This window comes from Sodalis sp. RH22, from assembly GCF_047324165.1.
Taxonomy (GTDB): Bacteria; Pseudomonadota; Gammaproteobacteria; order Enterobacterales; family Enterobacteriaceae; genus Acerihabitans.
This window is the reverse complement of sequence record NZ_CP178731.1, coordinates 3,162,781-3,177,922: the sequence shown is the minus strand read 5'-3', so window position 1 is coordinate 3,177,922 and position 15,142 is coordinate 3,162,781. Positions and strand designations below refer to the sequence as shown.

13 protein-coding genes are annotated in these 15,142 nt (G+C 57.8%); 1 reads left to right on the top strand and 12 read right to left on the bottom strand.

The window, feature by feature from the left end; translation table 11 throughout:
- Positions 1-5: 5 nt before the first annotated feature.
- Complete coding sequence (locus ACL2XN_RS14545; protein WP_410012302.1) at positions 6-491, bottom strand: MarR family winged helix-turn-helix transcriptional regulator; 486 nt, start codon at positions 489-491, stop codon at positions 6-8.
- 189 nt (positions 492-680) lie between these two features.
- Between ACL2XN_RS14545 and ACL2XN_RS14540 the strand changes: the two genes are divergently transcribed.
- Positions 681-1,790 carry a hypothetical protein gene (locus ACL2XN_RS14540; RefSeq protein WP_410012300.1) on the top strand — a complete coding sequence of 370 codons (1,110 nt, stop codon included), beginning with the start codon at positions 681-683 and terminating at the stop codon, positions 1,788-1,790.
- A 20-nt stretch (positions 1,791-1,810) separates the two neighbouring features.
- Here ACL2XN_RS14540 and ACL2XN_RS14535 read toward each other — a convergent pair whose 3' ends face one another.
- From ACL2XN_RS14535 to ACL2XN_RS14485, 11 genes are all read right to left on the bottom strand, one after another.
- Positions 1,811-2,950, bottom strand: a complete 1,140-nt coding sequence (locus ACL2XN_RS14535; protein WP_413727240.1) for a glycoside hydrolase family 88/105 protein — start codon at positions 2,948-2,950, stop codon at positions 1,811-1,813.
- A 33-nt stretch (positions 2,951-2,983) separates the two neighbouring features.
- Positions 2,984-4,549, bottom strand: coding sequence for an MFS transporter (locus ACL2XN_RS14530; protein ID WP_410012298.1), 1,566 nt, complete (start codon positions 4,547-4,549; stop codon positions 2,984-2,986).
- A 251-nt stretch (positions 4,550-4,800) separates the two neighbouring features.
- Positions 4,801-5,322: a 5' nucleotidase, NT5C type gene (locus ACL2XN_RS14525; RefSeq protein ID WP_413728940.1), complete on the bottom strand. Its 522-nt coding sequence runs from the start codon at positions 5,320-5,322 to the stop codon at positions 4,801-4,803.
- A 114-nt stretch (positions 5,323-5,436) separates the two neighbouring features.
- Entirely contained in the window at positions 5,437-6,690 is a 1,254-nt protein-coding gene (locus ACL2XN_RS14520) for a DegT/DnrJ/EryC1/StrS family aminotransferase (protein WP_413728939.1), read from the bottom strand.
- 194 nt (positions 6,691-6,884) lie between these two features.
- Positions 6,885-7,607 (bottom strand): L-fucose operon activator, encoded by a 723-nt coding sequence (gene fucR, locus ACL2XN_RS14515; RefSeq protein WP_413722024.1) that lies wholly within the window; start codon positions 7,605-7,607, stop codon positions 6,885-6,887.
- Positions 7,608-7,697: 90 nt separating this feature from the next.
- Positions 7,698-8,126, bottom strand: a complete 429-nt coding sequence (fucU, locus tag ACL2XN_RS14510) for an L-fucose mutarotase (RefSeq protein WP_410012292.1) — start codon at positions 8,124-8,126, stop codon at positions 7,698-7,700.
- The gene (fucK, locus tag ACL2XN_RS14505; RefSeq protein WP_413728938.1) at positions 8,120-9,595 is read right to left on the bottom strand and encodes an L-fuculokinase; all 1,476 of its coding nucleotides are present in this window, start codon (positions 9,593-9,595) and stop codon (positions 8,120-8,122) included. The genes fucU and fucK overlap by 7 nt, the downstream gene beginning before the upstream one ends.
- A gap of 78 nt (positions 9,596-9,673) precedes the next feature.
- Positions 9,674-11,434, bottom strand: coding sequence for an L-fucose isomerase (locus ACL2XN_RS14500; protein ID WP_413730975.1), 1,761 nt, complete (start codon positions 11,432-11,434; stop codon positions 9,674-9,676).
- 63 nt (positions 11,435-11,497) lie between these two features.
- A complete protein-coding gene (locus ACL2XN_RS14495) occupies positions 11,498-12,457 on the bottom strand; it encodes an ABC transporter substrate-binding protein (protein ID WP_413722026.1) in 960 nt (319 codons plus the stop codon).
- Between the two features lie 53 nt (positions 12,458-12,510).
- Entirely contained in the window at positions 12,511-13,491 is a 981-nt protein-coding gene (locus ACL2XN_RS14490; protein WP_413728937.1) for an ABC transporter permease, read from the bottom strand.
- A gap of 3 nt (positions 13,492-13,494) precedes the next feature.
- Entirely contained in the window at positions 13,495-14,994 is a 1,500-nt protein-coding gene (locus tag ACL2XN_RS14485) for a sugar ABC transporter ATP-binding protein (protein ID WP_413728936.1), read from the bottom strand.
- Positions 14,995-15,142 lie beyond the last annotated feature (148 nt).

The window sequence follows — 15,142 nt, the reverse complement described above, 5'->3', positions numbered from 1 at the left end:
GGTCATCAGGCCGGCGTGTTGATTAGCGCGTCGTCCAGGGACGAAGATCCGTTGATACCCAGCCGCCGTTCCAGCAGGCAAAAAGTCCGCAGGCATGCGTCAATGTCCGCCTGCGGCACGTCCTCGAACAGCGTGGCGCGAAAGTCGTTCAGCATCGCCTCGATCCGTATCTGGATAGCGCTGCCCGCCGGCGTCAGGTGCAGAACCTTGGCGCGCTTGTCCACCAGGTCGTCCTGGCGCAACACCAGCCCGGCATCCACCAGTTGGTTGAGCGAGCGCACCAGGGAGGGGCCCTCGATCCCTAGTTCTTCCGACAGCCCGCCGGGACGTATCCCTTCGGGATGACGGCCTATCAGCACCAGCGGCCAGGCCATGGCGGAGGAGAGTCCCAGCGGCGCGACCAGTTTATCCGCCTTGGCCCGATAGGCCCGTTGTAGCTGGCCCAGGGCCATGGTCATCGCCATCAGCGCCTGCGCGCGGGTTTTCGGCATAGTCATCGCTATCGTTAGTATGTAATTAGGTAGTTTGCTAACTATATGGTGATCAGGGGCATGCGTCAACGGATCGGCCGCTTTTCGTTATGCAGTCTTTGCCGATTCGGGACTAGGTTTATTACCCATACATAGTGATCATAGCTATCCACTAACGCGTTGTTGCGTACTGATAAGGATGACTACGCCATGCCAGATCCGTTATTAACCGGCCATGTATTGGGAGAGGCGGCCTGCCTGCACGCCGTTGATGATGGGCCGCCGGAAACGCCTCGCTTTTCGCTTGATCATTTTATCCTGAAGACCTATGTGCAGCCCTGCCGCTACGGCGCATATCGCCTTTATCACGGCATGCGCTGGTTTGAACATGCCGATACCGCTTCCCTTAGCGCGCGCATCCATTTTACCCGCTGTCTGGTCGATCGCATCATTGCCATGGACTTGCCCAGGCAACAGCCGCTAACCCTGATTTCACTGGGTGCCGGCGGACTTTTGGCGGAATATGTCATCAGCCGGTTATTAACCGATAAGGGATTTACGCATCTTCGCTGGCGCTGCATCGACGTTATGTATGCCCATGAGGATTTTGCCGACGCCATCAGGGTTTTCCGTGAATGCACCGGCTCTTGCATCGAGACTTTTTCCACCGAGCGGGCGTATCTTGATCCTATGGCGGGCGCGGGGGCTTGGGCGGCAGGCGACAGGGACGACGGCGCCGCCATTGTGCTGTCCATGGCGCCGCCGGCGATAGCGATGAAAGATTTGACGCCGTCGCAGGAAAAACAATTGGCGGGCCAGGTCTGTATGCGCGGGCATATTACCGAAGAGCTGGACGAAGCCAACTGTGTGAATATTATTTTCGCACTAAACAATAATATAGACAGCTATTATCAAGAATTAACGGCTGTGCTCAAAGGCAGTAATAAACTTATCTGGCTTAATTGTATACTAAAATGCTCTGTGAATGACCAAGGGCATTATGATATGGTCTCCAGCGCTGATACATACGCCGATGTCATTTATAACAGGCTGACAACGCAATTACATCAGCTCTGGAAAAGCGCGCGCCTTCGCACCGCCGGGGCGCCGGGCGATGCCGTCCCCGTGCTTAGCCTGTCGCAGATCATTATAGCGGCGGGGTTGCTAAGAACACGATGGCCGCCATTAAGGGTCATCCACAAGCTGTTTTTATTCAACGATTATGATATCGCGTTGAGCGGGCTGCGCGCCTTTTTTCGCGACGGCAGCCGGTCAACGTTATTTGCTTCTTTTGAGAATAATACCGCGGAGTTTGCCTAAGCGAGCGGCAATGGCCGGGTTTAGATATAGACCCGCAAATACTCCGTCAGGCACAATATGGCCATGGCCTGGCCGTAGGGCATGGACGTCAGGGGGATCTGGCGGTAATATTCCAGCTCGCTGCCCATCGCCGTGCCGAACGACACATCGGTCAACTCGCCGTCCTGGTTTATGCGGCCGATGACGCCGCGCACCGCGTTTTCCGCCATTGCCCGGTAGCGCGGGTCGATGTAGCGTTTGCGCAGCGCCTTCAGTATGCCATAGGCAAAACCGGCGGTGGCTGAGCTTTCCAGGTACGACTGCGGCTCATCAAGCAGCGTATGCCACAGGCCGCTCTCATCCTGGCATTTTTCCAGGGCGTCGATTTGGCTGGTCAGTACCTCGAGCAGATAGCGGCGCGTGGGGTCCTGTTCCGGCAAATCCAGCAACTCGATAAATTCCGGAATGGCCACCGTCAGCCAGCTGTTGCCGCGCGCCCAGCGCGCCCGGGCAAAATTATGCCGGCCGGCGAAACTCCAGCCGTGAAACCACAGCCCGGTTTCCCGATCCATCAGGTACTGGATATGCAGTAAAAATTGATAGGTTGCTTCCGCCACGAACTCCGGCCGGTTGAGCAATTTGCCGATTTTCGCCAGGGGCAGCACGCTCATCATCAGCGTATCGTCCCACAACTGCTGATGGTTTTCATTGTTATAGACGATATGCTGCAACCCGTTTTTTTCGGTGCGCGGCATCTCGTACATCACCCATTCCGCCCAGCGCTCCAGGTAAGGGCGCCAGGCTGGATTGCCGGTATCCTCATAGCGGTAGGCCAGCGTCAGCAGCGGACACACCGTGTTCACGTTTTTGGTGGGCGTGCCCTCCGCCAGCCTGGCGGCGAACCAGTCGTCGATAATCCCCCGCATCCGGTCGTCGCCGGTTTGCTGGTAGTATTGATAAATGCCGTACAGGCCGATGCCGTGCGTCCATTCCCACCCGGCCCATCCCTTGGTGTCGATGACCCGTCCGTCGTCGAGGCGCAGTAAAAACTCGCCGGTGCGATCCTCGATATTGATCAGGTTATCGGTCACTTTGCCGATCAACCCTTTTAACCGGTCGCGGGGTAACAGATATTCAGGCTGCCGGAGCAACGGGCTGTGTTTTACGCTAAAGATAGTCATGTATGTCGTCCTGCCGATGTCTTTATAGATAGATTAAATCAGGTGCCCGGTGGGCGCGGCTTTTTCCGGCGCGCCTTTATGGCGGTTAAGGTAGCCGATGTTGTTATTGCCCCACAGCGATTCGTATTTCATGCCGGTCAGCGTCTCCACGGTGGCCCGTGCCTCCGGCGTGATCTGCTGCGGCAGCGGATGATTGGCCGCGCGCATTTTTTGCGTTTCCAGCTGCAGGATGCGGTGGGTTTTCAGGTTCAGCTTAAAGCGCAGGGAAATAATGAAACCCGCGGTCAGCACCAGCACCGTGCCGATGCACAGGATGGCCAGGATGGCGTGGCTTACCTGCGGCAACTGCACTTTCTGCCCGGAAACGAACCCCGACAGCTGCAGGAACACCCCCACCAGCATTACCGCCCCGGCCTGGGACGCCTTGCGCGTCAGCGTCATGATGCCGGCGAAGATGCCCTCGCGCCGCTGGGCGGTGATCGCCTCGTCCACATCGGCGATATAGGTGTAGATATTCCAGGGCACATAGTTGATGCCGCCCCGGCCAAGGCCGGCCACGGCCGATACCAGCAGCAGCAGCGAGAACGTGTCGCTCAGGCCGGCGTAGTACAGCACGCCGTAGGAGAGCGCGCTCAGGCCGAACAGGGTGACCACCAGCCGGTAGGACGGCGCCGGTCCGAAGCGGATGCACAGCGGGATCATGCCGATCACCGCCACGAACTGCAGGATCGCCATCACCCCCATCAGGTTGGAGGCCACGGTGGCGCTTTGCATCAGCACGAACACCACATAATAGGTAAACACCGCGTTGAACACGTCCTGGGCGATGTAGCCGCCGAGGTACAGGCCCAGATGCTGGCGAAAAATGCGCACGCGCAGCGTGGAGGACAGTTCGATATGCAGGCGCCGCAGGCTTTGTCCCAGGGTCAGCTGCTGTTTTTCACGCTCAAGCTTTAATACCGCCTCCGATTTCAGCGCCGCCGGTCGCTCCCAGGTAAACAGGTAGACCAGGGTCAGCACCAGCGCGCAGATCACCGCGAACACCACGCTGGCGTAGAAAAAGGAAATAGCGTTGTCCTTGCCGAAATGCGACAGCAGGATGCCGGGCAAAAAGGCGGCCAGGATGGCGGACAGCTGCGCCAGGGCGATGCGCGCGCCGGAGAACTTGGATTTTTGTTTAAAATCGTCGGTCATTTCCGGCACCAGGGTTTCGTAGGGCACCAGGATCATGGTGTAGACCACGTCGAACAGCAGATAGGTCAGCAGGTAATAACCGTAGCCCATGCCGCCGACCCACATCAGGCAGTAGCTGAACACGCAGGGAATGCCGAGCAGGATAAAAAACTTACGGCGGCCGAAACGCTTGCCCAGCCAGGTGCCGCCGAAGTTATCGGTCAGGTAGCCCATCAGCGGGCTGACCACGGCGTCCAGCACCCGGGCGCAGGCAAAGATAAAGGTGGCCTCGATGGGCGAGAGGCCGCAAAACGTGGTGTAGAAATAAAGCAGCCAGGCGGCGGTCAGGGCGGTGGTGCCCGCGCCCAGGAAATCGCCGGAGCCATAAGCCAGGTATTGCGGTAAACCTATGGAGCGTATTTTCATCGTCATGCTTCCCCGGATAAGGCGTTGACAGGGCATGGTAAAAAACGGTCAACCGACCGTAATCCTCATTGTCGCTGTCAACCCTAGCGCCTGGGGCGGCGAGAAACCTTTCTCCCGTTGCCAGACCCGGTGATTGAATGGCAAAAAAATAAAGAGCGGGGCGATCAAGCTCAAATTTATAAAATTTTATTTCTTTTATTAAGAAACATTGGTTCATTTAATCAGCAAACCCTGTCCGCCGCGGCGCAAACCTACAAAAAAAGATCAGCCACCTCCCGCCAGTCGTTGACCCGGCGATAGCCGCGCGCATGGATATTATGCGGAGCGGTAAACAGGATGCCTTCGCCGACGAAATGCTCAAAATGACGGACATTGTCGTCGATAAGAAAATCGGCGTTGAGGATGCGCTTGTTGCCGCAAAAGACAAAATTCATGGCGCTTAAAAAACCGAAGTGGGTTTGCAGCCAGTTAAACTTGGCGGTAAACGAGGCGGGGAATTCCATGGCGGCGGTAGTGATGAAAACATGGTATTTGCCGCTCAATTCCCGGACCACATCCTGCGCGCCGGCGATCACATCCAGATCGCTGAAAAACGCCGGCTCGCCGATCATCTGGTTGATTTTCTCGCGCAGCGCCGGACGCAATTGCTGAATAGTCTGTCCGGCAAGATCGTTTAAGCCGATATGTTCGCCAAATTCGGCATTAAAATGCCGGATCATTTTGCTGTTGAAATCGGCAATCACCTCATCCATATCTATGGCTATCGTCTGCATGGCTCCTCCGGTTTTTCAGGCCGCGCCGTGCAGCGGCGGGCCGGTATCGTAGAGCACAATACTAGCCCAACAAGCGGGTAATTGGCCACGCTTGTCCCGGCATCACGCGCGCGCTTACTGGAAAAATTGGTTGATAACGCCGACGATCCGGTCCTGCTCTGCCAGGGACATATGATTGTGCAGTGGAATATGGAGCACCGTGGCATGAATGCTGCGGCTGGTAGCGAAACTTATTTTATCCTGGTAGGTTAAGGCAAACTCGTTGGCCCCGTCATACCCTAATATGGGATAATAGATATCAAATTCGATATTCATTATTTTGGCAAAACGTATCAACTCGTCCCGCTTGCCCGCGTTGACCCGGATGGGGAATAAATGCCAGGTGTTGGCCGTTTGTTCGATGGGCAGCGTAATAAATCCGCGATGTTCCAGGAGAGCGAGCTTATTAATATAACGATAAGCCAGGTAAGATCGTTTTAACGCATTCAGGGCAAAAAAAGTTAATTTGGCTAATAACGTCGCCGCCTGGATATTATCCATCCGGCTGTTAAACCCCCAATTCTGCGCTTTGACGTTTTTTTTACCCTCGCAAAAGCCATGATAGGAAAATTGCCGGGCGCGTTTGGCGATGGCCGAGGAACAGGTCAGCAACGCGCCCGCCTTGCCGAATCCGCCGATGTTTTTAAACGGGTTAAAACTCAGCGTCACTACATCGCCGTAGTTGATGATATCCGGTATGCCGAAACACTGGGCCGCGTCAATGATGACGCGCAGCTCATGATGCCTGGCCTCTTGGGATATGGCGCTCATATTTCTGACGGAGCCGTACAGGCAAACGGCCAGGATGGCCTTGGTGCGCGGGGTGACCAGCCGCGGGATCTCGGTTGGGTTGAGATTGAAACTGGCGTCGATGTTGGCGTAGACCGGCTTTGCCCCGATGGAAAATATGGCGTTTTCCGTGGCCGCGAAAGAGTTGGGCGGCACAATGACTTCGTCGCCCGCACCGACGCCGATGGCCTTCAGCGCAATTTTCAGCGCGTCCGTCCCGCTGCTGGTGGCGACGCATGCCGTCGCCCGGTAAGACGCCGCCAGCCGTTTTTCCAGCCGGGTGATAAAGTCGCCGCTGGTGAACTGGCCTGACGCCACCACTTTTTCCATTTCTTCCAGGCAAGCCGCCCGCTCTTTGTCCGAATTAAGCCGGGTGAAGGGGAGAAATGGAATAGGGGCGCCGCTGTCGTATTTGGCTTCGTTATTAATAATACTGATTAAGCCGTCGCTTTCCATAGGTAAATGGGTTGCCCGCGCGTTGGATTTTCCAGTCTTTAATAATTCAAGTGCGTGATGATTAATATCGATAATGTTAAGCATATAGCTTATTCTTCCTTGATGGCCGGGAGAATAACTTATGCCATTAATGTAAAAAAATCATCATAAAGTTAAAATTTTAACGTTATTTTTCGCTCAATGATTTAGCATTAATATACTTAATTATTTGCAATAAATATTATGTTTTTAATATCCATGCGCCGCTTTTCGTTTCCCCGGCCATAGCGGCGGGCGCATCACGTTGGCGGCTTTCGGTACTCCGTATCGGAAATGACCCGCGCCACCTGGGCCAGCGGTCCGATTTTCACCGTGCTCCTGCGCCCGAGCTTGCTTTTGTCCATCAGCAACAGCGACTGCGTGGCCTTGTTGAGCATCAAGGTCTTGTAATCGGCGTTGATCGCGTTCGAATCCCACATGATATCGTCATTATCAATGCCTTCGCAGGAAAAAATAAACAGGTCGATATCAAGGTGCCTGACGATGGAAAACAGCGCTGGATTGACGTAACAGGCATATTTACGCTGCAACGTGCCGCCGGAGCTGACCAGCGTAATATGGGATTTTTTTTCCAGCTCGCTGCACACCCGGACGCTATTGGTAAACACGGTTAGGGGGATGTCAGGCAGCTTTTTGGCCAGGTACCAGCACGTGGTGCTGGCATCCAGGGCAATCACCATATCCTCGTCAACCCAGGTCAGGGCCTGGCCGGCGATATCAGCCTTGCTGTTTAAATGGCTTTTGACGCGGGCATTAAACGAGTCGCCGCTGTCGGGTTTGCCGCGCGCAATGCCTTTGGCCCGGCCATGTTGACGGATGATCAGGCCCTGGTCCTGCAGGCTGTTGAAATCCCGGCGGATGGTTTCCTTGCTGACGTCGAACCACGCCGCCAGTTCATCCACCTTCAGGACCTCCTGTTGGGATATTAACGCCAGGATATCTTGCTGCCGCGTTGATTTCATCTTGCCCTCCCGCTTACCCGATGTCCCGCTTCCGGCGCCCCAGGCCAGGGTGTGAAAGCGGTTGTCGGCATAAGATACGGCAACGGACGGTCAAAATATGGGCGTTACCCCTTTTTTTAATAAGATATTACCGTATTTTGCCCGCTCGCCGGTCATGACGATGGCGAACGCCCGCCGGGCGCGCTCGTAAAAAGCAAACCGGTCGATGCGCGTCACCGGCAGGCGTTCGCCCGCGCCAAACAAGGCCTGCAGGTAGCGGTTTTCCACCGCCGGGTCCAGTTCATCCCCTGCGCCGGGCATCATCATCACCAGCGGCGGCGCATAGCTGTCCAGCTGGAACAGCGGGATCACCGCCGCCAGCAGCGGTCCGATGTCCAGCCCGTCGGCGCGCAGCACCTGCGGGCCGAGGGAATGCCCCGGAAAATGCGCATCGGCGAAAACAATCTCGTCGCCATGGCCCATTTCGGCCAGCGTTTTTAGCAGCGACGGCGAGATAAGCGGGGATATCAGTTTTAACATACATGCACTCCAGTTCGAGGGGATGGGAGCCCGGTCGGGGGCCACTTAATATCGGCATAGTCGCCGCCGGGCCTGAACCATTGATAGCGATAACCGACCAGGGCGCGGGCATCTTCCGGCGACGGAACATAACCGATGCCGCTCCAGATAAACATCGAGGCGCCCAATACCGTGGTTTCCGCCTCGTCCATCACTTTGATCGGCACCTGCAGCAGGTCGGCCTTGATTTGGTTCCACAGGGCATTGCGACCGCCGCCGCCCACCAGCGTCAGTTCACTAACGGTGAAATGTCCTATTTGCGCTAATAATGCCAGATTATCGCGCAGGGTCACGGCCAGTCCTTCCAGCGCGGCGCGATAAATATGGCCGCGCCGCGCCGCCAGCGCAAGTCCCTGCCAGCTTGCCAGTCCCGCCCCCGCCGCCAGCAGGGAACCGCTCATCCTGACGCCGTCCGCCCCCGGCGGCACCTCGCGCGCCTCGCGAATCATCGCCTGATAGACTTTGCTGGCCGGCGTTGCCGACCAGCAAAGCTCGCGCACCCACTCCAGTACGCCGGAGGCCAGCCATTGCAGGCCGGGATTAAACAGGCCGGCGCAGCTGTCCAGCTCGCAGGTGGACCCGGCGATACGCGGCAGTATGCTGGTGTCCACCCGCCGGCTGCGTACCATCAGTATTTCCCAGGTGCCGGAGGACAGCACCGGCTGGTCCAGCCCGGCCCCCGACCCGAACAGGGCAAACTGCGTGTCATGCCCGGCGGCGATCACCGGCAGGCCCGGCGGCAGCCCAAGCCTGGCGGCGGCGGCGGGCAGCAGCGCGCCGATGATATCGCCGGCGTTCACCAGCGGTGGAAACAGCGCGGCGTCCAGGCCGACGGCCGCCAGTATCCGCGCGCTAAAGCATTCGCGCCCGACATCCAGCAGCTGGCTGGTGCCGGCCATGGTGCGATCGGTGGTGAACGCGCCGGTCAGACGGTGGTTGATAAGCGACGAGATAAACAGCCAGGCGCGGGCCTTCGCCAGCAATGCGGGATGATGCTGTTTCAGCCAGATAAGTTTATACAGGGTATTAAAACTGAACTGGCCGACGCCCGATATCGCCTGTAATTCCGCCGGGCTGATATAGCGGGCGATATCGGCCATCACCGGCGCGGTGCGCGGACACTTCCAACTGATAACCGGATACAGCAAGGCGCCTTGCGCGTCCACCAGCGCGCCGTCGACGCCAAAGGTGGTCACGGCCAGGCCGCGCACCCGGCATGACGCCAGTTCGGCCGCCAGGCGGCGGGAGCACTGGCTGAAGCCGTCCATAATGCTGTCCAGCGACCAGGTTTGCCAGTCGGGGTTCTCCGCCGCCGGCAGGCTGGCGTTCGGCATAACCGCCTTGGCGACCGTCCGGCCGTCCGGGGCCATGGCGATCGCCCGGATATTGGTGGCGCCGCAGTCCAGTACGATAACCACATCTTGCTTCATACCGTCTCCCCACTCGCGTCAAGGGGCGGGGCCGGCAATCCCGCGATAGCGCCGGGATCCGGCCGCGCGCCGCCGGGATTATTTTTTATATAACGCGCCGTAGTTGGCGCAGGCGCGGTAATCCTGTCCTTCCGGATCCATGCCGTGGGCGGCCCAGGCGGAGGGCCGGTAGATGTCTTCCGGCGCCACGTTATGCATGCAAACCGGGATGCGCAGCATCGCCGCCAGGGTAATAAAATCCGCGCTGACGTGGCCCACGCTGAGCACCCCGTGATTGGCGCCCCAGTTGGCCATCACCGAGTAGACGTCGCGAAACGGTCCTTGCCCGGTCAGCCGGGGGGCGAACCAGGTGGTCGGCCAGGTGGCGTCGGTGCGCTGGTTCAGCGTATCGTGGACCCCGGCGGGCAAATCGACGCTCCAGCCCTCGGCGATTTGCAGCACCGGTCCGACGCCGCGGATAATATTGACGCGCGTCATGGTGAACGGCACGCCGCCCCGGCTTAAAAAGCATGACGAATAGCCGCCGCCGCGAAAATACTCATGAATGGCCGGGCACCACGCGGTGGCCGCCAGGCACGCCTGGGCGTCCTGTTCGGTTATCTCCCAATGCGGTTTGATGGTGGGGTTGCCCGCGTCATCGGTCTGGCGGCAGGTGCCGTCAAGCGCCGCCGAGCCGGAGTTGATCAGATGGATAATGCCCGCCGCGGCCCGGCCTTCAAGCCGGTGGCCGGTAACCCGTTCCACCGCCTGCGGCGACCAGTAGGTACGCACATCGGCAAAAATCTGCGCGGTGCCGGTCAGGGCGCGGCCGAACAGCATGGCGGCGGCGTTCAGGCTATCGTTTTCCGTCGCCACCACCATCGGCGCGCGTACCCCGTTCCAGTCGAACGCGCTGTTGAGCAACGCCTCGGCGGTGTCGCCGTTGGGGTACTGATCGGTCCAATGCCGCTGCCCCTGGAAGCCGGCGGCAATGGCGTTATAGCCCAAAGACTCCTCGATAAAGCCCTTGGCCGCCACCTTAGCGCTGCCCTGCATCATGTCGCGGATACAGATCGCCATCAGCAGGCTGTCGCGCAATACGCCGCGGCTTTGCGCGGCATCGCGGCGGTACCGCTGCGCATTCTTGTCCGGGCCGAAACGAAAGGCCTTGTCCGCCCAGGCCAGCGCCAGCGCCAGTTCTTCCTCGTCATAAATGCCCTGATCCATGCGGCGGCGCAGCTCGGTCATATCCACCGCCTGCACCTTCATGCCCAGCCAGGATTCAAAAAAGTCATGATCGACAATGGAACCGGCGATGCCCATGGCGACGCCGCCGATGGACAGATAGCTTTTACCGCGCAGGGATGCCGCGGCAATGCCCGCGCGGGCGAAGCGCAGGAGCTTTTCCCGCACGTCGTCGGGGATGGCGCCGTCCCCGCCGTCCTGCACGTCGCGGCCATAGATGGCGAACGCCGGCAGTCCTTTCTGGTTATGGCCGGCCAGCGCGGCGGCAAGATACACCGCGCCGGGGCGCTCGGTGCCGTTAAACCCCCAGATGGCTTTCGGCCGGAAGGGGTCCATGTCGATGGTTTCGCTGCCGTAGCACCAGCACGGCGTTACGGTAATGGTCAGGCCGATGTTGCGGCCGCTGAATTTGCGCTCGCAGGCGGCGGATTCCGCCATCCCGGCAATGCAGGTATCGGCGATGACGCACGCCACCGGCTCGCCGTTGGGGTAGCGCAGGGACGCGGTTAGCAGGGTGGCGGTGGCGCGCGCCATTGACAGCGTTTGTTCTTCCAGCGATTCGCGGATGCCCAGGCGACGGCCGTCAATAACCGGGCGAATGCCGATGGCCGGCATATCGTCATGCCGCTGTGGGGAAGCTGTTGTCTTGTTCATGGCAATTCCTTGTGACGTTGACGGTTATTTTTTGCCGAACGGATAGAGCAATTTCTGGATAGCCGGATCGTTAAGATTGGTTTGGGTAACGAATTTCACCGGGATATCGATGACCTTGGCCACCTTCTGTCCCTTCAGGAAGCTGTCGAGGGTTTTGATGCCCTGGTAGCCGATCTGGTAGGCGTCCTGGACGATAAAACCCTGCAGGGTATTGGATTTCAGGAAACCGATAATGGCCTCGGTACTGTCGAAACCGATCACCTTGACCTTGCCGGCCAGGCTCAGGCTGTCAATGGCGTTGGCGACGCCCAGCGTCGACCCCTCGTTGGTGGCATAGATGCCCGCCAGGTCGGGATTGGCCTGCACCATATCGATGGTTTTATCCATGGCTTTCTGCGGATCGCCGTCGCTGTACTGCACCGGCAGCAGGGTAATGGCGGGATATTTTTCCTTGATGGTCTTGGTAAAACCCTCGGTACGCTCTATCGCCGAGGTGGTGCCCGCCACATGGGCGATAATGCCGACCTTGCCTTTGCCTCCCACCTCTTTCGCCAGGGCGTCCGCCGCCGCGGAGCCGGCCTTGACGTTATTGGTGGCGACAAAGCTCACCGGGATATCGGAGTTGACGCCGGAGTCGAAGGTGGCGACAGCGATTTTTTTGCTGTGCGCCATTTCCACCAACGGCACCAGGGCGTTGGCATCCAGTGCCGCGAGCAGAATACCGCTGGGCTGGCGCGTGATGGTATTTTCCATCAGCTGGATTTGTTCGGCGATTTGCGTTTCATCGGACGGGCCGACAAAACTGGTTTTTATGCCTAATTCTTTTGCCGCCGCCTCCGAACCCAGTTTTACCGTTTGGAAAAATTCATGCTGGTAGCCTTTGCTCACCACCGGAATAGAGATATCGCCGGTGGCGGCATCAGCGCCGCCCGCGCCGCATAGCGTGAACAGCGCGATGCCGCACAACCTGATTAATTTCATCATGACAACCTCCAAAGTGATATTTTTACTGTCCAGATAACAGGAACGTCGGTGAATCAGATCTTTTTGCGCAGCGTATCCAGATACACCGCCGCAACCACGACAATGCCCATCGCAACCATTTGCCAGAATTGCGACACGCCCATTAAATTCAGTCCGTTTTTCAGCACGCTCATGATAAAGGCGCCGATAATAGTGCCGCCGATGGTACCGATGCCGCCCATCAGGCTGGTGCCGCCGATCACCACCGCGGCGATGGCCTCAAGCTCATAGCCCACGCCCACCGTCGGTTGTCCGGAATTCAGCCGTGATGCCAGCACCACTCCCGCGATGCCGGTCAATATGCCGCAGAACAGATAAACGAACAGTTTGACGTTCCGCACCTTGATTCCCGATAAATGGGCGGCGTCCTCATTGCTGCCGACGGCGTAGATATACCGGCCGATAACGGTTCTTTTCAGGATATAGGCGGCAATGGCCGCCAGTACGATCAGGTAGATAACCGGATAGGGCAGGAAATCGAACAGCTTGCCCTGGGCCAGGATTTTAAAACCGGGATATTGCGAAAAATAAATGGCGCGGCCGTCGGTCAGCACCATATTGATGCCGCGCACCGACATCATCAGGCCGAGCGTGGCGATAAAGGGGGGAATGGCCGCCCGGGCCACCAGAAAACCGTTGATATAACCGCACAACGCGCCGCCCAGCGCCCCGCAGAGGATACACAGCGCCAGCGGCAGTCCGGCCGCGGCCCCCAGGCCGATGGCCACGCCGGAAAACGCCACCACCGACCCCAGCGACAGGTCGATGCCGGAGGTAATAATGACGTAGGTTACGCCAATGGCCATGATGCCTATTACCGAGGTTTGCAGGGCGATGGTCATCAGGTTTTCGGTGTTCAGGAAAAACGGCGAACCGAGGCTGAAAAATATCATCAGCAGAATCAGGCTGAGCAGCGGAGCAAAACGCATCAGCAACGCTTTATTGCTTATTTTTTTATTGGAGCCGTTCTGTAAATATTTGGTTATGCCAATCATGATTTACCCCTCAAGCGTTGCATATTTCATTATATTTTCCTGGGTGGCCTGCGCGGCCGACAGCTCGGCGGTAATACGCCCCTGCCGCATTACCAATATCCTGTCGCACATGCCCAAGATCTCCGGTAATTCAGACGAAATCATAATGATTGATTTACCTTCCGCCGTCAGACGGTTCATCAAATCGTATATTTCGAGCTTGGCGCCGACGTCAATGCCGCGTGTCGGTTCATCAAAAATCAATATTTCCGAATTCTTGCATAGCCATTTGGCGATAATAATTTTCTGCTGGTTGCCGCCGCTTAAATTCACCGCCAGTTGTTCCAGGTCGGGCGTTTTAATACGCAGCTGGCGGCGCAGGCGCTCGCTTTCGGCGTGACACCTTTTGTCGTCGATAATCCCTAAGCCGTTGGCATAGTGCCGGTAACTGCTGAGCATAATATTGGTGCCGACCGACAGGCCCAGCGCCAGCCCGTCTTTTTTGCGATCTTCGGTCAGATAGCCGATGCCCAGGGCGATGGCGCCGTGCACGCTGCTTATTTTGACGCGATGTCCGGACAGGCGTATTTCCCCGTGGTCCATGGGATCGGCGCCAAACAGCGCCCGCGCCACCTCGGTTCGTCCGGCGCCCATCAGGCCGGCGATGCCGAGGATCTCGCCTTTGCGCAGCGCAAAGGTAATATCGTGCAGTACGCCCTTACGGCCGAGATTATGGACGTCGAGCACCACGTCGTCGCCGGGAATGGCGGCCCGGGCGGGGTAGATATCGCCCAGCTCGCGTCCCACCATCATGGCGATCAGCTGTTCGATGCGCACCATGGTGTAATCGACGGTGGCGATATATTTACCGTCGCGCATGACCGTGGCCCGATCGGCGATAAGCGCCAGTTCCTCCAGCCGGTGGGAGATATAAACGATGGCGACCCCCTGCGACTTAAGCAGTTCGATCACCTTGAACAGACTGTCGATTTCACTTTCGGTCAGGGCCGCGGTAGGTTCGTCCATGATCAGGATTTTGGCGTTGACCGAGAGCGCCTTGGCGATTTCCACCATCTGCTGCTGCGCCACGGTCAATTCACTGATGCGCCTGGCCGGATCGATGGTCAGGTTCAGCATCTGCAGGATATTCATGACCGCCTGGCGCTGGGCGACGTCATCCAGGATCCATGGCGCGCGTTGATGAAATTCCCGCCCGATATAAATATTTTCTTCCACGGTTAAATCAGGAAATAAATTGAATTCCTGGTGAATAATGGCAATGCCCAACGCCCCCGCCTGGATGGGGCTGGTAATCGTCACCGGCCGGCCGTCGAGTTCTATCCAGCCCTCGTCGCAAGAATAAACACCGGATAATATTTTCATCAGCGTGGATTTGCCCGCGCCGTTTTCACCCAGCAGCGCATGAACCTCCCCGCGGTTTAAATCGAAGTTAACGTTATCCAGGGCCAATACCCCGGGGAATCGTTTTGTGACATGCTTCATGGTTAACAACGCTGCGGACATGTTGCCTCCGGACAAAACGGGTTCTGGGTGTTTCAATGTTTTAGCTAACTCGAGTTAGCTATTTAAGGCATGTTCCCCGGATAAACAAAGTATTTATCCCCCTTTTGTGATGGCGATCGGGCCAGTCAGATTAATACACTGATAAAAA

What these genes read in the sequence shown, in the direction of transcription:
- fucK (WP_413728938.1), bottom strand. Translation starts at nt 9,595, where the DNA reads ATGAAGCAAGATGTGGTTATCGTACTGGACTGCGGCGCCACCAATATC.
- ACL2XN_RS14535 (WP_413727240.1), bottom strand. Translation starts at nt 2,950, where the DNA reads ATGACTATCTTTAGCGTAAAACACAGCCCGTTGCTCCGGCAGCCTGAA.
- ACL2XN_RS14520 (WP_413728939.1), bottom strand. Translation starts at nt 6,690, where the DNA reads ATGCTTAACATTATCGATATTAATCATCACGCACTTGAATTATTAAAG.
- ACL2XN_RS14545 (WP_410012302.1), bottom strand. Translation starts at nt 491, where the DNA reads ATGCCGAAAACCCGCGCGCAGGCGCTGATGGCGATGACCATGGCCCTG.
- ACL2XN_RS14485 (WP_413728936.1), bottom strand. Translation starts at nt 14,994, where the DNA reads ATGTCCGCAGCGTTGTTAACCATGAAGCATGTCACAAAACGATTCCCC.
- ACL2XN_RS14500 (WP_413730975.1), bottom strand. Translation starts at nt 11,434, where the DNA reads ATGCCGGCCATCGGCATTCGCCCGGTTATTGACGGCCGTCGCCTGGGC.
- ACL2XN_RS14530 (WP_410012298.1), bottom strand. Translation starts at nt 4,549, where the DNA reads ATGAAAATACGCTCCATAGGTTTACCGCAATACCTGGCTTATGGCTCC.
- ACL2XN_RS14540 (WP_410012300.1), top strand. Translation starts at nt 681, where the DNA reads ATGCCAGATCCGTTATTAACCGGCCATGTATTGGGAGAGGCGGCCTGC.
- ACL2XN_RS14495 (WP_413722026.1), bottom strand. Translation starts at nt 12,457, where the DNA reads ATGATGAAATTAATCAGGTTGTGCGGCATCGCGCTGTTCACGCTATGC.
- ACL2XN_RS14525 (WP_413728940.1), bottom strand. Translation starts at nt 5,322, where the DNA reads ATGCAGACGATAGCCATAGATATGGATGAGGTGATTGCCGATTTCAAC.
- fucU (WP_410012292.1), bottom strand. Translation starts at nt 8,126, where the DNA reads ATGTTAAAACTGATATCCCCGCTTATCTCGCCGTCGCTGCTAAAAACG.
- fucR (WP_413722024.1), bottom strand. Translation starts at nt 7,607, where the DNA reads ATGAAATCAACGCGGCAGCAAGATATCCTGGCGTTAATATCCCAACAG.
- ACL2XN_RS14490 (WP_413728937.1), bottom strand. Translation starts at nt 13,491, where the DNA reads ATGATTGGCATAACCAAATATTTACAGAACGGCTCCAATAAAAAAATA.